Here is a 15,168-nt window from a genome sequence, read left to right as displayed (position 1 = left end):
ACCGTTGCTGCCGGCCGACCAGGAAGGCAGCTTCGGCGCAGAACCTTCGGAGGAGATGAAATGTCTGAAATTATTGTCCGCCCGCTCGCGCAGTCCGACCACGCCGACTGGAAGCGCCTGTGGACCGACTATCTCACCTTCTACGAGACCAAGCTGCCGGAAGAGGTCTACGCCGTGACCTGGAAGCGGCTTTTCACGGCGGGCGAATTCGAGCCCAAGGGTTTTATCGCCACGCTCGACGGCAAGGCTGTTGGCCTGACGCACTACCTCTACCACCGCTCAGGCTGGTCCGAGAAAAACAACTGCTACCTGCAGGACCTGTTCGCCGACCCGGAGGTGCGTGGCAAGGGCATCGGCGCCGCGCTGATCAAAGCGGTGCAGGACGCGGCAGAAAAAATCGGCGTCAAGAACGTCTACTGGATGACGCACGAGACCAACACCAGGGCGCGCAAGCTCTACGACCACGTCGCGCGCCGCACCGGCTTCATCGAGTATGACCTGCTGTGAAGAAAGCTGACGATTGAAATTGCAGCTTTTGCGCAATATATTGCGCATGATCAAGAGTGTGGATGCCACTGATCGAGACCAATACGCGCAAGATCGTCTCAAGGCTTTTGCGCGACGGTTGGCTAAGTGTCGGCGGCGGCAAGCATGAAAAGTATGAGCATCCGGATCGACCCGAGGTGATAATCATCGTGCCTCGGCATCGTGAACAATCTCCCGGGGTGGCCCGGTCGATCGCCCGACTGGCTGGATGGATTTGAGGACGGACAGCATGACGCATTATGTCGGAATTCTAGATGGCGCGAGAGATGTCTGGGGGGTGCGGGTGCCCGATCTTCCCGGCTGCCATGGTGGCGGCGCAAGCCCCGAAGAGGCCATTGCCGATGCGACGTCCGCTGTGCGCGAATGGGCCGAAGCACGCTTGGCAAAACATCTGCCTCTGCCTGGATCCAGTACAGTTGCCGAGCTGCTCAACCAGGGTGAAATCGACAGCGCCTCAGGTGAATCCGCCGTGATGATACCGGTGCTGATCGACTCCGGCCGCCCCGTCCGGGCCAATCTATCGCTCGACGCCGGTCTCCTGGCGGCGATCGACGAGGAAGCCGGTCGGCGTGGCTTGACACGTTCCGCTTTCATTGCAAGCGCCGCCCGAGAGAAGATCGAGGGCCATAGATAATCGACCATGTTCATCCCCTTCTTCCTCGAACTGAAGGCCGCGCGTGTTCCCGTCTCGCTCCGGGAATATCTGTCGCTGCTGGAAGGGCTGGAAGCCGGGCTGGTCGACTATGACGTCGAGGGTTTCTACTACCTGGCCCGCGCTGCTTTGGTGAAGGACGAGCGGCATATCGACCGCTTCGACCAGGTGTTCGCGCATGTCTTCAAGGGCATTGAAGCGCTGGGCGGACTTGATGCGGTCGACGTCGCCAATATTCCCGAAGAATGGCTGCGCCGGCTCGCCGAAAAGCACCTGACCGAGGAAGAGAAAAAACTGGTCGAGGCGCTCGGCGGTTTCGAGAAGCTGATGGAGACCTTGAAGCAGCGGCTCGAGGAACAGAAAGGCCGCCATCAGGGCGGCTCGAAATGGATCGGCACCGGCGGCACCTCGCCCTTCGGCGCTTATGGCTACAATCCCGAAGGCGTGCGCATTGGCCAGCACGAAAGCCGCAACCGCCGCGCGGTAAAGGTCTGGGACAAGCGCGAGTTCCGCAATTTCGATGATGCCGTCGAGCTTGGCACCCGCAACATCAAGATCGCGCTGAAGCGGCTGCGCCGCTGGGTGCGCGAGGGCGCCGAGGAGGAATTTGACCTGCCCGGCACCATCCATGCCACCGCCGAGCATGGCTATCTCGACGTCCAGACACGGCCCGAGCGGCGCAACGCGGTGAAGCTTTTGATGTTCTTCGATGTCGGCGGCTCGATGGACGATCACATCAAGAGTGTCGAGGAGCTGTTTTCGGCGGCACGAGCCGAATTCCGCCAGCTCGAATATTTCTATTTCCACAACTGCCTCTACGAGGGCGTATGGAAGGACAATCGCCGCCGCCATGCCGAGGTGATCCCGACCTTCGATCTCCTCCATAAGTATGGACCTGACTACAAGGTGATCGTCGTCGGCGATGCCTCGATGAGCCCTTACGAGATCGCCCATCCCGGCGGCTCGGTCGAACACTGGAACCCGGAGGCCGGCGCCGTCTGGCTTGGCCGCCTGCTGCAGCAATGGCCGAATGCGGTGTGGCTCAATCCCGAGAGCGAAAAGAACTGGGGTTACACCCACTCCATCGCCATGATCCGCGACATTTTCGGCGGCCGCATGTTCCCGCTGACGCTGGCCGGGCTCGAAATCGCGACGAAGCAGCTTTCCAGAAAGCACTGAGCAATTTCCGGGGCCACCATGACCTGCTTCCTCTGCCTGCAATGCGGCGTCCAGTTCACGGCGACGGAGACGCCGCCGCAACACTGCCCGATCTGCGAGGACGAGCGGCAGTTCGTGCGCTGGGAAGGCCAGGCCTGGACCACGCCGCAGGAGCTTGCCATAGGGCATAGGCTGGTGATGCGGGACGATGCCGGCGGGCTCGGCTTCGGCATCGAGCCGCGCTTCGCCATCGGCCAGCGGGCGCAGCTGGTGCAGACGCAGCACGGCAACGTTTTGTGGGACTGCATCCCGATGGTGAGCGACGAGGCTGTGGCCGAGATCAACCGCCGCGGCGGCTTGGCGGCCATCGCCATCTCGCACTGCCATTTCTATTCGGCGATGGGTAAATGGAGTGACGCGTTTGGCGGCGTGCCGATCTATCTCCATGCCGATGACCGCCAATGGATCATGCGGCCGCATCCCTCGATCGTCAGCTGGCAAGGCGAGACACTGGCCATAAACCCGTCGCTGACCCTTATCCGCTGCGGCGGCCATTTTGCCGGCAGCCAGGTGCTGCACTGGCGGCGCGAGGGCGGCAACGCGTTGCTGACCGGCGACACCGTGCAGGTGACGCCGACGCGCCGCCATGTCAGCTTCATGTACAGTTATCCGAACCAGATACCGCTCAACGCGACGGCCGTGCGCCGCATCGCGGCAGCACTGGAACCCTTCGACTTCGACGACATCCGCGGCGCATGGTGGGACCTGAACATCATCGGCGGCGGGAAGAATTCGTTCGCCACTTCGGTTGCCCGCTATCTCGCGGCGATCGCATGACAGGCCGAGCGAAAATGTGGGCAAATCGCGTAACAGATGCCTATGTTGGTGCGAATATGAGGTTGCAATCAACAACGAGCCGGCAAGGCTGAGGAGATCAAATGGACACCCACACCTACCCTGTCACCCGCACCGATGCCGAATGGCGAGCCCGGCTGACGCCGGAGCAATATGCGGTCATGCGCGGCCACGGCACCGAGCGGCCAGGAAGCTGCGCCCTGCTTTACGAGAAGCGCGCCGGTACATTTTCCTGCGTCGGCTGCGACCAGCCGCTGTTCGAATCCAAGCTGAAGTTCGAGAGCGGCACCGGCTGGCCGAGCTTCAACGATCCCGTGCCCGGCTCCGTCGAGAACACCATCGACCGCAGCTACGGCATGGTCCGCACCGAGTGCCATTGCGCGCGCTGCGGCAGCCATCTCGGCCACGTCTTCGAGGACGGCCCGCCGCCGACCGGCCTGCGCTACTGCATCAACGGCGTGGCGCTGAAATTCGAGCCGGCCGCCTGATCGGCATCTTATGGCTTTCGGCAAAGGGCGGCTTCGGCCGCCCTTTTTCGTGGCGCGTGTAATGCCTTCAGACCGCCACCGTGGCGACGAGCCAGAGCGCCGAGCCCAACAGCATCAGCGAGGCCTTGGCGCCCGATTGTTCTGCCGTCCGCCAGACCGCGATAGCGAGAAAGATGTTGTAAAGCACCGGTGCGAAATGCACCGCCAGCACGAGGCCGAGCGGCATCTTCAGTCCAAGCAGGATCAGTGCTGACGCAGACGAAGCAACGTTGATCCCCGTCCCGACAAGCATCATGTCGCGCCAGAACAGCCGGTCAATCGGCACCTGGCCAAGCCAACGCGAGCGGAAGAAGGACCTGACGCCTTCCAGGAACACCCGCGCCCTACTCCTGTCCAAGCACTTCGGTGACGGCGCGCTCGACGCGCGAGCATTCCGTCACCAGCCAGTCGGTCATGGCAGGCCAATTGTCCTCGGCAAAGCAGTTGACCCGCCACATCGAATTGATGCCGAGCCCCTCGCAGCTTTGCTCCGGCCTGAGCTTAAGCCTGTCTTCGATCGCCGGCTGGAACGGCTTCAGCCGCGACCAGCTCTCCGTGGCGCCAATTTTCTCGTTACGGCCGAAGAAGACGCCGACATGGTTCTGCGCCGGCGCGACATACATCGAAATGACCAGGGCGAAGTCGGGCAGCCCGCGCTGCCAGAACCAGGGTCCGCGCCGCGCCAGCCGGGCCCTTTCTTCCGGATGCCGCTCGGCAAACAGCGACCAGAAGCCGCGATGGCGGAATTCCGAGGCGCGGCGGCCGCCGAAGTCAAATTCGCTCATGACCGGCTGGCCCCGCTGCCCGAGACTGTTTGGTAATACGCTCTGGCGAGTCATATGATGGCGTTTTGAGAAACCGTAGCGTAGCGGACATTTGGGTCCGTGCGCAACGGAGGCGCGGAAAACGCCATCAACCGGCCAATGCGGCAGGTGTCGCTCCTGGTCTCGCCTGAGGATGGCGAGGACCGTTCAGATCTCGCGGCCTGGACCTTACGAAGGAGATCAGTGCTTCTTATCCGCTGCGCGATGCATGGCGGCAAACTCTGCCAAGGTTGGGAAATGCCCTCCGACCTTCGGCTGGGCAAGAGGACGCTTCGTTGCACCGGGCCCTCCATCCCAAACCTGCGGTCAATCCAAACGCTGGCGAGCCCGATGCTTTCTGCTGGCGCATGATCATGAAACAGACTCTGAGCCACATGAAGGACTTCGTCTTGCTGAATGCCCAGATCCTGCTTCAGCCTGTCGAACAGGAAACGAAAATTGCCCAGATCCGGCTTGTAGCTGCCAATGTCTTCCGCCGTGTAAACGGCATCGAAGCTCACACCGAGCTTCCGGTTTGAAGCCGCGAAACTCTGGCCGTCGACATTGGATAATACGACCAAACGGAAGTGCCGTTTCAGATAGGCCAGCGCCTCCCTGGAATCCGGAAAGGCAGGCCAATCGGGTACCGAGGTGCCGAAACGTTCATGCAGATCAGCCTGCGCGGTAATCCGCCAATGTCGAGCGAGCCTTGCGTGTACTGCCGCCAACAGTGTTCTGTAATGCAAGGAAGGAGTTTCGGCTTCCTGCCGCGTCTCTATATCCCCATAGGTTTCTAACGCTTCGTCTCGGCTGATTTCGCGATTTGCGAGGCTGAGAAGCGGCTGAAGCGCGTTCCAGATGCCGGTTTCCCAGTCGATCAGCGTGCCATAGACATCGAATGTCAGCACTTTGAAGCGAGTCAAATCCATGTCGGTGATCCTCACATACGCGAAATTTTCGCATCCGTAGCGCCGCGCGAGGCCGATATCTTGGCAAAACCTTCCGGATTTTAGGCTTTTCCTCCCGTTCTTCTAAGCAGATTTCGGCGAACTTCGGCCGGGGTTGAGGTTCGCTCCCGCCGCATTGCGCGCGTCAGGGCGCTTTGGTCAGAGTGACCGCTGAAAATCGCCACATCCGCGATGGAAAGGCGCGGATCGGCTAACATCCGTTCAGCCGCATCGAGGCGCATTGCAACCAAATGCGCGTGCGGGGTGGTCGCGCGGCGCCTGATGAAGGCTTCATGGAGACGGGTTGGGCTCATCCCTGCCGCTTCTGCGATATCGGCAATGCGGATTGGGTCGGCGAGTTTTCGTTCCATGAACGCCGTTGCTCTTCTGACAGCAAGCTCTGCGCGATCTGGACGATCCCTGTGAGGAGTGATGCGATCCAGCAGCAATGTGGACCAGGCGTGGCGAAGCGAGGCGGAAAGCTCCTGCGATGCCGCCAGCGCCGCCATGTAGTCGATCAGGCCGTGAACCTCCCGGCCGATCGCAAAGAATGCGGGTATGTCTTCATCCGGCTCCCGGATACCGGGGCGGGACGGCAGGTCGAGGACGACGAAAGAGTCGGTCTGCTTGGCGTAGAATGCGTGCCGGCAACCGGCAGAAACAAAAGCGCCAGTGCTGTCCGAAACCCGTCCTGAACGATGCCCCAGATCGATTTCAAGTGCTCCGGAAATGGGCAGGATCACTTGGGGATAGTCGTGCTGGTGCCTCTCGACCTCCCCGGAGTATCTTCGGATTTCAACAACGGTCTCGTTCATCGATAAGTCCTGCGCAAGCGCGGAGCATCGCTCTCGTGATGAGAAGCCGCCGGTTTCCGGCCACGCGCCTCAGACCATGCCGAGCGCGGCCATGTACAGATCGAGGATGGCATCCTCTTCCTGGCGCTCGGCCTGGTCCTTCTTGCGCAGCCGGATGATGGTGCGGATCGCCTTGGTGTCGAAGCCGGTGCCCTTGGCCTCGGCGAACACTTCCTTGATGTCGTCGGCGATCGTCTTCTTTTCTTCCTCGAGCCGCTCGATGCGCTCGATGAGGGCACGCAGCTGGCCGGCGGCAACAGTCTGGCTGGTCTCGGTGATATCGTCGGCCATGTTTTTCTCCAAAGATTGGTTCTGTGCCGCGACTCGCGGAAAGACGGCGGCAAATTCGAGCCGGTTCGATGCCCGACCGGCGGCGGCGGGTCAAGCTGTTATCGAACAGCCCACTACGGGCTGCCGACAGAAGCCGACAGCCTGCTCGTTCTTTGCGGGCGCTTAAGCGAACGCGATCAGCAGATCCTTGGCATCGATCTGGTCGCCGGCCTTGACCAGCACCTCGGCGACCGTGCCGTCGCGCTCGGCATGCAGCGCCGTCTCCATCTTCATCGCTTCGATGGAGAGCAGCACGTCACCGGCCTTCACCGCCTGGCCGGCGGCGACCGAAAGTGCCGAGACCACGCCCGGCATCGGCGCGCCGACGTGCGCCTCGTTGCCAGGCTCTGCTTTGCGGCGCGCCTTGGCGGCGGAGGCGCCATGCGCCCGGTCCGGCACCTTCACGCGACGCGGCTGGCCGTTGAGCTCGAAGAACACGGTGACCATGCCCTTGTCGTCGACATCGCCGATGGCAAGGCAGCGCACGACCAGTGTCTTGCCCTTCTCGATGTCGACGAAGATTTCGTCTTCGGACTTCATGCCGTAGAAATAGGTCAGCGTCGGCAGGACGCTGACCGGGCCGTAGGTCTCCTGTGCACCGGCAAAGTCGGTGAACACCTTCGGATACATCAGCCACGAGGCGAACTCGTATTCCGAGAGCTTGCGCTCGAGCTTCTCCTCGATTTCCTTGCGGCTGGCCTTGAGATCGGCCGGCTTCAAGAGCGAGCCCGGCCTCGCCGTGATCGGCTTGTCGCCCTTCAGCGCCTTCTTCTGCAGCGCCGCCGGCCAGCCACCGGGCGACTGGCCGAGATCGCCGCGCAGCATCGAGACGACCGAGTCCGGGAAGGCGATGTCCCTGGCCGGGTTCTCGACATCGGCGACGGTCAGATCCTGGCTCACCATCATCAGCGCCATGTCGCCGACGACCTTGGATGACGGCGTCACCTTGACGATGTCGCCGAACATCAGATTGACGTCGTGATAGGTCTGCGCGACCTCGTGCCAGCGAGTCTCCAGCCCGAGCGAACGTGCTTGTTCCTTGAGGTTGGTGAACTGTCCGCCCGGCATTTCATGCAGGTAGACCTCCGAGGCCGGCCCCTTGAGGTCGCTTTCGAAGGCGGCGTACTGGTTGCGCACCGCTTCCCAGTAGAACGAGATCTTGCGGATCCATTGCGGATCGAGGCCCGGGTCGCGCTCGGTGCCCTTCAGCGCCTCGACGATCGAACCCAGGCAAGGCTGCGAGGTGTTGCCGGAGAAGGCATCCATCGCCGCGTCGATGGCGTCGACGCCGCTCTCCACCGCCGCCAGCACGGTCGCCGCCGACAGGCCCGACGTGTCGTGGGTGTGGAAATGGATCGGCAGGTCGGTCGCCTCGCGCAGCGCCTTGAACAGCACGCGGGCGGCGGCCGGCTTCAAGAGGCCGGCCATGTCCTTGACGGCGAGGATGTGGGCGCCGGCAGCCTGCAATTCGCCAGCGAGCCCGACATAGTATTTGAGATCGTACTTGGCCCGCGCCGGATCGAGAATGTCGCCGGTGTAGCACATCGCCGCCTCACACAGCTTGCCCTCGGCGCCGACGGCGTCCATGGCGACGCGCATGTTCTCGACCCAGTTCAGGCAGTCGAAGACTCGGAACAGATCGATGCCCCCGGCAGCCGCCTGCTTGACGAAATGCTGCACGACATTGTCGGGATAATTGGTGTAGCCGACGCCGTTGGCGCCGCGCAGCAGCATCTGCAGCAACAGATTGGGCGCCGCCTCCCGCACTTTGCTCAGCCGCTCCCACGGATCCTCGGTGAGGAAGCGCATGGCGACGTCGAACGTCGCGCCACCCCAGCATTCCAGCGACAGAAGCTGCGGCAGGGCACGCGCATAGGTGCTGGCGATATTGGCGATGTCGTGCGTGCGCATGCGCGTCGCGAGCAGCGACTGGTGGCCGTCGCGCATCGTCGTGTCGGTGACCAGAACTTCCTTCTGCTCGCGCATCCAGCCGGCGAATTTTTCCGGGCCGAGCACGTCGAGCTTCTGCTTGCTGCCGCCGGGCACGTTGCCGTTGAGGTAGGGCACCACGGGTGCGGCCGCATCGGCCTTCGGCATCGGCCGGCCGCGCGTTTCCGGATGGCCGTTGACGCTGACATCGGCCAGATAGTTGATGAGCTTGGTCGCGCGGTCCTGCCGCTTGACCTGCTGGAACAGCTCCGGCGTCGTGTCGATGAACTTGGTCGTATAGGAATTGTCGGCGAAGCTCGGGTGGTTGATGATCGCTTCGAGGAAGGTCAGGTTGGTGGCGACGCCGCGGATGCGGAATTCGCGCAGCGCGCGGTTCATGCGGGCGATCGTCTCTGCCGGCGTCGGCGCCCAAGCCGTCACCTTCTCCAGCAGCGGATCGTAGAAGCGGGTGATGACCGCGCCGGAATAGGCGGTGCCGCCATCCAGCCGGATGCCGAAGCCGGTGGCGCCGCGATAGGCGGTGATGCGGCCGTAATCCGGAATGAAATTGTGCTCGGGGTCCTCGGTGGTGATGCGGCACTGCAAGGCATGGCCGTTCAGCCTGATGTCCTTCTGCGCCGGCACGCCCGATTGCGGTGTGCCGATGGCGAAGCCGTCGAGGATGTGAATCTGCGCCTTGACGATATCGATGCCGGTCACCTGCTCGGTGACGGTATGCTCGACCTGGATGCGCGGATTGACCTCAATGAAATAGAATTTCCCGGTATCGGCGTCCTGCAGGAACTCGACCGTGCCGGCGCCGATATAGCTGGTCTCGCGCGCGATCTTCAGCGCGTAGCCGCAAAGCTCCTCGCGCTGCGACATTTCGAGATAGGGTGCGGGCGCCCGTTCGACGACCTTCTGGTTGCGGCGCTGGATCGAGCAGTCGCGCTCGAACAGGTGCACGGCATTGCCACGCGTGTCGCCGAGCACCTGCACCTCGACGTGGCGGGCGCGCTCGATCAGCTTTTCGAGATAGACCTCGTCCTTGCCGAAGGCGGCCTTCGCCTCGCGCTTGCCTTCCGTGACTTCCCGGGCGAGATCGGCCTCGGCGCGGATGGCGCGCATGCCGCGCCCGCCGCCGCCCCAGGAGGCCTTCAGCATCACCGGATAGCCGATCTCCTTGGCCAGTTTCTTGACCGCTTCCATGTCGTCCGGCAACGGATCGGTGGCGGGGATGACCGGCACGCCGACCTCGATGGCGAGGTTGCGCGCCGCGACCTTGTTGCCGAGGCGGCGCATCGTGTCCGGCTTCGGGCCGATGAAGGTGATGCCGGCTTGCGCGCAGGCTTCGGCGAATTCGGGGCTTTCGGACAGAAGGCCGTAGCCCGGGTGGATGGCATCGGCGCCCGAAAGCTTGGCGACGCGGATCACCTCCTCGATCGACAGATAACTCTCGATCGGCCCCATATCTTTGGCCAGATGCGGGCCGCGCCCAACCTGGTAGCTCTCATCGGCCTTGAAACGGTGCAGCGAATATTTGTCTTCCTCGGCCCAGATCGCCACGGTTTTGAGGCCCAGCTCGTTGGCCGCGCGAAAGACGCGGATGGCGATTTCTGACCGGTTGGCGACGAGGATCTTCGTGATGGCCAAGGACTGGGCTCCAGCAGCGGCAGGGACGGGAAATCGGAGCAATGATTAGCGTGAAAATGCTGCAGTGCAAACAAAATCGACGTCAATTTAAACCGATTTAAATCAAATATCCGGCCAACACTCGCACGCCTCAGCCCGAACGGACGGAACAAGGGCGACAATTTCGATCCTGGATGCGATCTCTTCCGGCTGGAAAAGCGGCAAGGATGGTTATCGGCCGCCGAAGAGTGCCAAAGAAAATGCCCGGCGCAACGCGCCGGGCATCATGATATCAGACCTGCCTGAGCGGCTTATTTCGGGAACCAGGAATACTTTCCGTCGTCCTTCTTCTTCCACTCGTACATGATGTAGCCCGGCAGCTTCGGGTCGCCCTTGGCGTCATAGGCAAGATCGCCCAGAACGGTCGGGAACGGGCCGCTTTCATGCATCGCCTTGGCAACGGCCTGCGGGTCGTTCGTCTTGGCGGCAGCGGCCGCCTCGGCGATCACCTGCACGGCGGCATAGGCATAGAGCGTGTAGGCTTCCGGCTCGAAGCCCTGCGCACGGAACTTCTCGACGAGTTCCTTGTTGGCCGGGATCAGGCGCGGATCGGGTCCGAACGTGTTGAGCGTGCCGGCGACGGCGTCGCCCGCGATCGCGGCAAGTTCGTCCGTCACGATGCCGTCACCCGACATCATCGGTGCCTTGAGGCCCTGGTCCGCCGACTGGCGGATGATGAGGCCGGCTTCGGTGTGCAGGCCGCCCCAATAGATCAGGGTGACGCCGGCTTCCTTCATCTTGGCGATGAGCGCCGAGAAGTCCTTGTCGCCGACATTGACGCCTTCATACATCACTTCCTTGACGCCGGCGGCATTCATCGCCTTCTTGGTTTCATCGGCGAGGCCCTGGCCATAAGGGGTCTTGTCGTGCACGACGGCAATCTTGGCATCCTTGAAATTCGCCGCGATATAGGCGCCTGCGATGGCCCCCTGCTGGTCGTCGCGTCCGCAGGTGCGGAACACGTTCCACAGGCCGCGCTCGGTGAACTTCGGATTGGTCGCGGCCGGGGTGATTTCGACGATGTTGTTTTCAGCGTAGACTTCCGAGGCCGGGATCGAGACGCCCGAGTTGAAGTGGCCGACCACGTACTTGACGCCGTCGCCGACGAACTTGTTGGCGACCGAGATACCCTGCTTCGGGTCGGAGACGTCGTCGCCGACTTCGAGCTTGATCTGCTCGCCATTGATGCCGCCCTTGGCATTGATCGCGGCAACGGCCGCTTCGGCGCCCTTCTGCAGTTGTGCGCCGAAGGCCGCGTTCGGGCCGGTGATCGGACCGGCGACGCCGATCATTACGTCAGCCCACGCGCTGCCGCCGAACGCGACCAGCGCGGTCAGGGCGACGGCGGACAAAAGTGTCTTTTTCATTTAAACGCTCCCATTAACGGAGTGGGCGTGGATGAAGCTTTCATGCGATGCCCACCCTTATCGCAGAAAGCATAGTTTGCCGATTTTCAGGCACTTGTCACGCCGATTCATCCCTGACGCGGCGTTAATGATGAACGTCAACCTTTCGGTTTCCAGCTCAAGATTGAAGCTCTTTCGTAGAGCCAATTATACTGTGTGACCATCTGGTTTGTTCGTGTGTATTGATAGCCGACGAAGCCCAATATCATCAGCACGATGGTGTCGACGATATAGTAGTGCAGCGAGAACATCGTGCCGTCGAACAGCGCATGATGGATGAAGCGGATGCCGATGCCGAGACCCAGCAGATAGGCGAACAGCTGGATGAAGGAGCGCCATGTCTGGGCGCTGGCCTTGCCGGTCATCCAGGCCGCCCAGCCGCCGAGCAAGCAGGTGACGAAGAAGAACTGCCAGATTGACGGTTCCTCGTAGAGAATGCCTTGCATGGTGAGGACTCCTGAACTCAGTGATGTCCGCCTTCGAGATAGGCGGCGCGCACTTCGGGATTGGCGAGCAGTTCCTTGCCGGTGCCGCTCATCGTCACATTGCCGTTGACCATGACGTAGCCGCGCGTCGCGAGCTTCAGCGCTCCGAACGCGTTCTGCTCGACCAGGAACACGGTCAGCCCTTGCGTGCGGTTCAACTCGCGGATGGCGTCGAAGATCTGCTTGACGATCAGCGGCGCCAGCCCCAGCGACGGCTCGTCGAGCAGCAGCAGTTTCGGTCGCGCCATCAGCGCGCGTCCGATCGACAGCATCTGCTGCTCGCCGCCCGACAGCGTGCCGCCGCGCTGGGCGATACGCTCCTTGAGCCGCGGGAACAGCGTGAACACCTTCTCGACGTCCTCGTCATAGTGCTTGAGGTTGTCGAGGCTGGCGCCCATCTGCAGGTTTTCCATCACCGTCATGCGCGGGAAGATGCGGCGACCTTCCGGCGATTGGGCGATGCGCATGCGTGCGATCTCATGCGTCGGCAACTGGGTGATGTCGGTGCCGGCGAAGGTGATTGTACCGGTGCGGGCACGCGGGGCCCCGAAAATGGTCATCATCAGCGTCGATTTGCCGGCGCCGTTGGCGCCGATCAGCGCAACGATCTCGCCCTCCTTGACGGAGACATCGACGCCGTTCAGCGCCCGGATATTGCCATAGTAGGTCTCCACGCCCTTGATATCGAGCAGCGTTGTCCCGGCCATTATTTACGCCCTCCACGCGGCTTGGCTGTCGAGGTTTTTCCGGTCGGCTTGGCCGTGGCCCGCTCGGACGACTTTCTTGGCAGATTGGCCTTTGCATCGACCTGCGCCGCCTTCGAGGCACCCTTCGACACCGTGACGCGCTCGCCCTCGCTGTGGCCTACGGTGTCGCTCACCGGTCCGGCCAGGTATGAAGACGATGTCCCCGGGCCATGCGCGGCATCCGGACCTATGTCAAGCTGCTCGATGACGTCCTCGTCACCGACCTCGGTCAGCACGGTCTCGACCTCCTCGTCGTCGACGCCGAGATAGGCCGCGATGACGCGTGGATCGGTGCGCACCGATTGCGGATTGCCGTCGGAAATCTTGCGGCCATATTCCAGCACCACGACATGGTCGGAAATCTGCATGACCACCGACATGTCGTGCTCGATCAAAAGAATCGAGGTGCCGGTGTTTTTCTTGATGTCGATCAAGAGCTCGTTGAGCGCCGCCGATTCCTTCGGGTTGAGGCCGGCTGCCGGCTCATCGAGACACAAAAGCTCCGGACCCGTGCACATGGCACGCGCGATCTCGAGGCGCCGCTGTGCGCCATAGGGCAGATCGCCGGCCGGATCGTCGGCGCGATCGACGAGATCGGCCTTCTCAAGCCAATGCTTGGCCAGGTCCATCGACTCGGCTGATGCCTTGCGGTAGCCGCTGAAGCCGAACAGGCCAAGCACCGTATAGCCCGATGCCTTCATCAGCTTGTTATGCTGGGCAACCAGAAGGTTCTCCAACAGCGTCATGCCCGAGAACAGGCGGATGTTCTGGAAGGTGCGCGCCACCTTGGCGCGTGCCGGGATCTCATGATTGGGCAACCGCTCCAGCAGATAGCTTGAGCCGTCGGCCCGGTTGAGCGTGATCATGCCTTCGGACGGCTTGTAGAAGCCGGTGATGCAGTTGAACACGGTGGTCTTGCCGGCGCCGTTGGGGCCGATCAGCGCCGTGATCTCGCCGCGTCTGGCGGTGAAGGAGAGGTCGCCGATGGCGATCAGGCCACCGAACTTCATCGACAGATGTTCGACCTGCAGGATGGCGTCGTTCATTTGCGTGGTCGCATTCATCAGCCGTGGCCCTCCTTGGTGAAGGAGCTTGAGACAGCCCTTCGCTCCTTGAGGAAGGCGGTCGGTTCACGACTGCCGACGAAGCCGCGCGGCTTCCACAGCATGACGATGACCATGGCCATGCCGAACAGAAGCATGCGGTAGAGTTCAGGGGTGAAGTCCGGCCCGAAGATCTGCTTGAGGAAGTCGAGTTCGCGCAGCGCCTCGGTGCCGCCGATCATCACCATCGCGGCAACCGCAATACCAACCAGCGAGCCCATGCCGCCGAGAACGACGATGGCAAGGATGATGGCGGATTCCAGGAAGACGAACGATTCGGGACTGACGAAGCCTTGCCGGGCGGCGAAGAACGAGCCGGCGAAGCCACCGAACATGGCACCGGTGGCGAACGCCGTCAGCTTGGTCGTGGTGGTGTTGATGCCGAGCGAGCGGCAGGCGATCTCGTCCTCACGCAAGGCTTCCCAGGCGCGGCCGACCGGCAGACGGCGCAGCCTGATGGTGACGAAGGCGGTAAGCAGGCACAGGCCCAGGATCAGATAGTAGAGGAAGATCTTGTAGTAGGCGCTCGAGGTCGCAATGTGCAGAACCTTGGCAATGTAGTTGGGGTCCGACACGTTGAAGGTCATCAGGCCGAAGAAGGAAACCTTGGGAATGCCGGAGATACCGGCCGACCCGTTGGTGACCTCGCGCCAGTTGATCAGAACCAGGCGGATGATCTCGCCGAAGGCGAGCGTCACGATCGCCAGATAATCGCCGCGCAGGCGCAGCACGGGGAAACCGAGCAGCACCCCCCACAGCGCCGCCATGCAGCCCGCGGCCGGCAGCAGGATCCAGAACGACAGGCCGAATTGCGTGGCGAGAAGCGCATAGGCATAGGCGCCAAGCGCATAAAAGGCGACGTAGCCGAGGTCTAGCAGGCCGGCAAGGCCAACGACGATGTTCAGTCCCCAGGCCAGCATCACATAGATCAGGATCTGGATGCCGAAATTGTCGACCCATTTCAGCGAGCCCTGCAGCCCTCCAGCAATCGACCAGGCGTTCAGCGACAGCACCGCGACCACGAGGATCGGGTACAGCACCAGCGCCGTGATGCCCAATTTGGTGAAGTTGGCGTGAATGAAGGCGCGGAAGTAGTAGATCACGCAAGCCAGCACATAGATGACCGCCAGGGCGC

At 62.3% G+C, this 15,168-nt stretch carries 16 protein-coding genes and 1 pseudogene; 6 read left to right on the top strand and 11 right to left on the bottom strand.

What is annotated here, in order from left to right; translation table 11 throughout:
• The first annotated feature begins 60 nt into the window (after window positions 1-60).
• The 6 genes from JN279_RS06735 (at window position 61) to msrB (ending at window position 3,699) form a co-directional block, all read left to right on the top strand.
• Complete coding sequence (locus tag JN279_RS06735; RefSeq protein ID WP_096451282.1) at window positions 61-507, top strand: GNAT family N-acetyltransferase; 447 nt, start codon at window positions 61-63, stop codon at window positions 505-507.
• Window positions 508-569: 62 nt separating this feature from the next.
• Window positions 570-764 carry a type II toxin-antitoxin system HicA family toxin gene (locus JN279_RS06730; RefSeq protein ID WP_096451284.1) on the top strand — a complete coding sequence of 65 codons (195 nt, stop codon included), beginning with the start codon at window positions 570-572 and terminating at the stop codon, window positions 762-764.
• A gap of 11 nt (window positions 765-775) precedes the next feature.
• Window positions 776-1,180, top strand: a complete 405-nt coding sequence (locus tag JN279_RS06725) for a type II toxin-antitoxin system HicB family antitoxin (RefSeq protein ID WP_096451286.1) — start codon at window positions 776-778, stop codon at window positions 1,178-1,180.
• A 6-nt stretch (window positions 1,181-1,186) separates the two neighbouring features.
• Window positions 1,187-2,377 carry a vWA domain-containing protein gene (locus JN279_RS06720; RefSeq protein WP_096451288.1) on the top strand — a complete coding sequence of 397 codons (1,191 nt, stop codon included), beginning with the start codon at window positions 1,187-1,189 and terminating at the stop codon, window positions 2,375-2,377.
• Window positions 2,378-2,395: 18 nt separating this feature from the next.
• Complete coding sequence (locus JN279_RS06715; RefSeq protein ID WP_202352363.1) at window positions 2,396-3,193, top strand: MBL fold metallo-hydrolase; 798 nt, start codon at window positions 2,396-2,398, stop codon at window positions 3,191-3,193.
• Between the two features lie 101 nt (window positions 3,194-3,294).
• Entirely contained in the window at window positions 3,295-3,699 is a 405-nt protein-coding gene (gene msrB, locus JN279_RS06710) for a peptide-methionine (R)-S-oxide reductase MsrB (protein WP_013892492.1), read from the top strand.
• A gap of 67 nt (window positions 3,700-3,766) precedes the next feature.
• Here the strand turns inward: msrB and JN279_RS06705 are convergent, their stop codons facing one another.
• From JN279_RS06705 to livM, 11 genes and pseudogenes are all read right to left on the bottom strand, one after another.
• On the bottom strand, window positions 3,767-4,075 hold the full coding sequence (locus tag JN279_RS06705; protein WP_202352362.1) for a hypothetical protein: 309 nt from the start codon (window positions 4,073-4,075) through the stop codon (window positions 3,767-3,769).
• Window positions 4,076-4,082: 7 nt separating this feature from the next.
• Window positions 4,083-4,523: a hypothetical protein gene (locus JN279_RS06700; RefSeq protein WP_202352361.1), complete on the bottom strand. Its 441-nt coding sequence runs from the start codon at window positions 4,521-4,523 to the stop codon at window positions 4,083-4,085.
• Between the two features lie 50 nt (window positions 4,524-4,573).
• Window positions 4,574-5,470, bottom strand: a complete 897-nt coding sequence (locus tag JN279_RS06695) for a haloacid dehalogenase type II (RefSeq protein ID WP_244734433.1) — start codon at window positions 5,468-5,470, stop codon at window positions 4,574-4,576.
• A gap of 80 nt (window positions 5,471-5,550) precedes the next feature.
• On the bottom strand, window positions 5,551-6,303 hold the full coding sequence (locus JN279_RS06690) for an AraC family transcriptional regulator (RefSeq protein WP_202352360.1): 753 nt from the start codon (window positions 6,301-6,303) through the stop codon (window positions 5,551-5,553).
• A gap of 69 nt (window positions 6,304-6,372) precedes the next feature.
• Window positions 6,373-6,633 carry a DUF2312 domain-containing protein gene (locus JN279_RS06685; protein WP_010912082.1) on the bottom strand — a complete coding sequence of 87 codons (261 nt, stop codon included), beginning with the start codon at window positions 6,631-6,633 and terminating at the stop codon, window positions 6,373-6,375.
• Window positions 6,634-6,795: 162 nt separating this feature from the next.
• A complete protein-coding gene (gene pyc / locus JN279_RS06680) occupies window positions 6,796-10,254 on the bottom strand; it encodes a pyruvate carboxylase (protein ID WP_202352359.1) in 3,459 nt (1,152 codons plus the stop codon).
• A gap of 290 nt (window positions 10,255-10,544) precedes the next feature.
• Complete coding sequence (locus tag JN279_RS06675; protein ID WP_202352358.1) at window positions 10,545-11,660, bottom strand: branched-chain amino acid ABC transporter substrate-binding protein; 1,116 nt, start codon at window positions 11,658-11,660, stop codon at window positions 10,545-10,547.
• Between the two features lie 137 nt (window positions 11,661-11,797).
• Entirely contained in the window at window positions 11,798-12,145 is a 348-nt protein-coding gene (locus tag JN279_RS06670; protein WP_013892487.1) for a DUF6867 family protein, read from the bottom strand.
• Window positions 12,146-12,162: 17 nt separating this feature from the next.
• A complete protein-coding gene (locus tag JN279_RS06665) occupies window positions 12,163-12,891 on the bottom strand; it encodes an ABC transporter ATP-binding protein (protein ID WP_096451304.1) in 729 nt (242 codons plus the stop codon).
• Window positions 12,891-13,994, bottom strand: coding sequence for an ABC transporter ATP-binding protein (locus JN279_RS06660; protein WP_244734432.1), 1,104 nt, complete (start codon window positions 13,992-13,994; stop codon window positions 12,891-12,893). The genes JN279_RS06665 and JN279_RS06660 overlap by 1 nt, the downstream gene beginning before the upstream one ends.
• Window positions 13,994-15,118: pseudogene (gene livM, locus JN279_RS06655) on the bottom strand (high-affinity branched-chain amino acid ABC transporter permease LivM); the annotation flags it as partial. The gene JN279_RS06660 and the pseudogene livM, both read right to left, overlap by 1 nt.
• Window positions 15,119-15,168 lie beyond the last annotated feature (50 nt).

The sequence above is a fragment of the Mesorhizobium sp. 113-1-2 genome (assembly GCF_016756475.1).
In the GTDB taxonomy this organism is placed as follows: Bacteria; Pseudomonadota; Alphaproteobacteria; order Rhizobiales; family Rhizobiaceae; genus Mesorhizobium; species Mesorhizobium loti_C.
This window is presented reverse-complemented; position numbering and strand designations above follow the sequence as displayed.

Excerpts from the sequence above, each read along its gene's own strand:
- JN279_RS06735 (WP_096451282.1), top strand. The coding sequence starts at position 61 with ATGTCTGAAATTATTGTCCGCCCGCTCGCGCAGTCCGACCACGCCGAC.
- JN279_RS06730 (WP_096451284.1), top strand. The coding sequence starts at position 570 with ATGCCACTGATCGAGACCAATACGCGCAAGATCGTCTCAAGGCTTTTG.
- JN279_RS06725 (WP_096451286.1), top strand. The coding sequence starts at position 776 with ATGACGCATTATGTCGGAATTCTAGATGGCGCGAGAGATGTCTGGGGG.
- JN279_RS06720 (WP_096451288.1), top strand. The coding sequence starts at position 1,187 with ATGTTCATCCCCTTCTTCCTCGAACTGAAGGCCGCGCGTGTTCCCGTC.
- JN279_RS06715 (WP_202352363.1), top strand. The coding sequence starts at position 2,396 with ATGACCTGCTTCCTCTGCCTGCAATGCGGCGTCCAGTTCACGGCGACG.
- msrB (WP_013892492.1), top strand. The coding sequence starts at position 3,295 with ATGGACACCCACACCTACCCTGTCACCCGCACCGATGCCGAATGGCGA.
- JN279_RS06700 (WP_202352361.1), bottom strand. The coding sequence starts at position 4,523 with ATGAGCGAATTTGACTTCGGCGGCCGCCGCGCCTCGGAATTCCGCCAT.
- JN279_RS06695 (WP_244734433.1), bottom strand. The coding sequence starts at position 5,470 with ATGGATTTGACTCGCTTCAAAGTGCTGACATTCGATGTCTATGGCACG.
- JN279_RS06690 (WP_202352360.1), bottom strand. The coding sequence starts at position 6,303 with ATGAACGAGACCGTTGTTGAAATCCGAAGATACTCCGGGGAGGTCGAG.
- JN279_RS06685 (WP_010912082.1), bottom strand. The coding sequence starts at position 6,633 with ATGGCCGACGATATCACCGAGACCAGCCAGACTGTTGCCGCCGGCCAG.
- JN279_RS06675 (WP_202352358.1), bottom strand. The coding sequence starts at position 11,660 with ATGAAAAAGACACTTTTGTCCGCCGTCGCCCTGACCGCGCTGGTCGCG.
- JN279_RS06670 (WP_013892487.1), bottom strand. The coding sequence starts at position 12,145 with ATGCAAGGCATTCTCTACGAGGAACCGTCAATCTGGCAGTTCTTCTTC.
- JN279_RS06665 (WP_096451304.1), bottom strand. The coding sequence starts at position 12,891 with ATGGCCGGGACAACGCTGCTCGATATCAAGGGCGTGGAGACCTACTAT.
- JN279_RS06660 (WP_244734432.1), bottom strand. The coding sequence starts at position 13,994 with ATGAATGCGACCACGCAAATGAACGACGCCATCCTGCAGGTCGAACAT.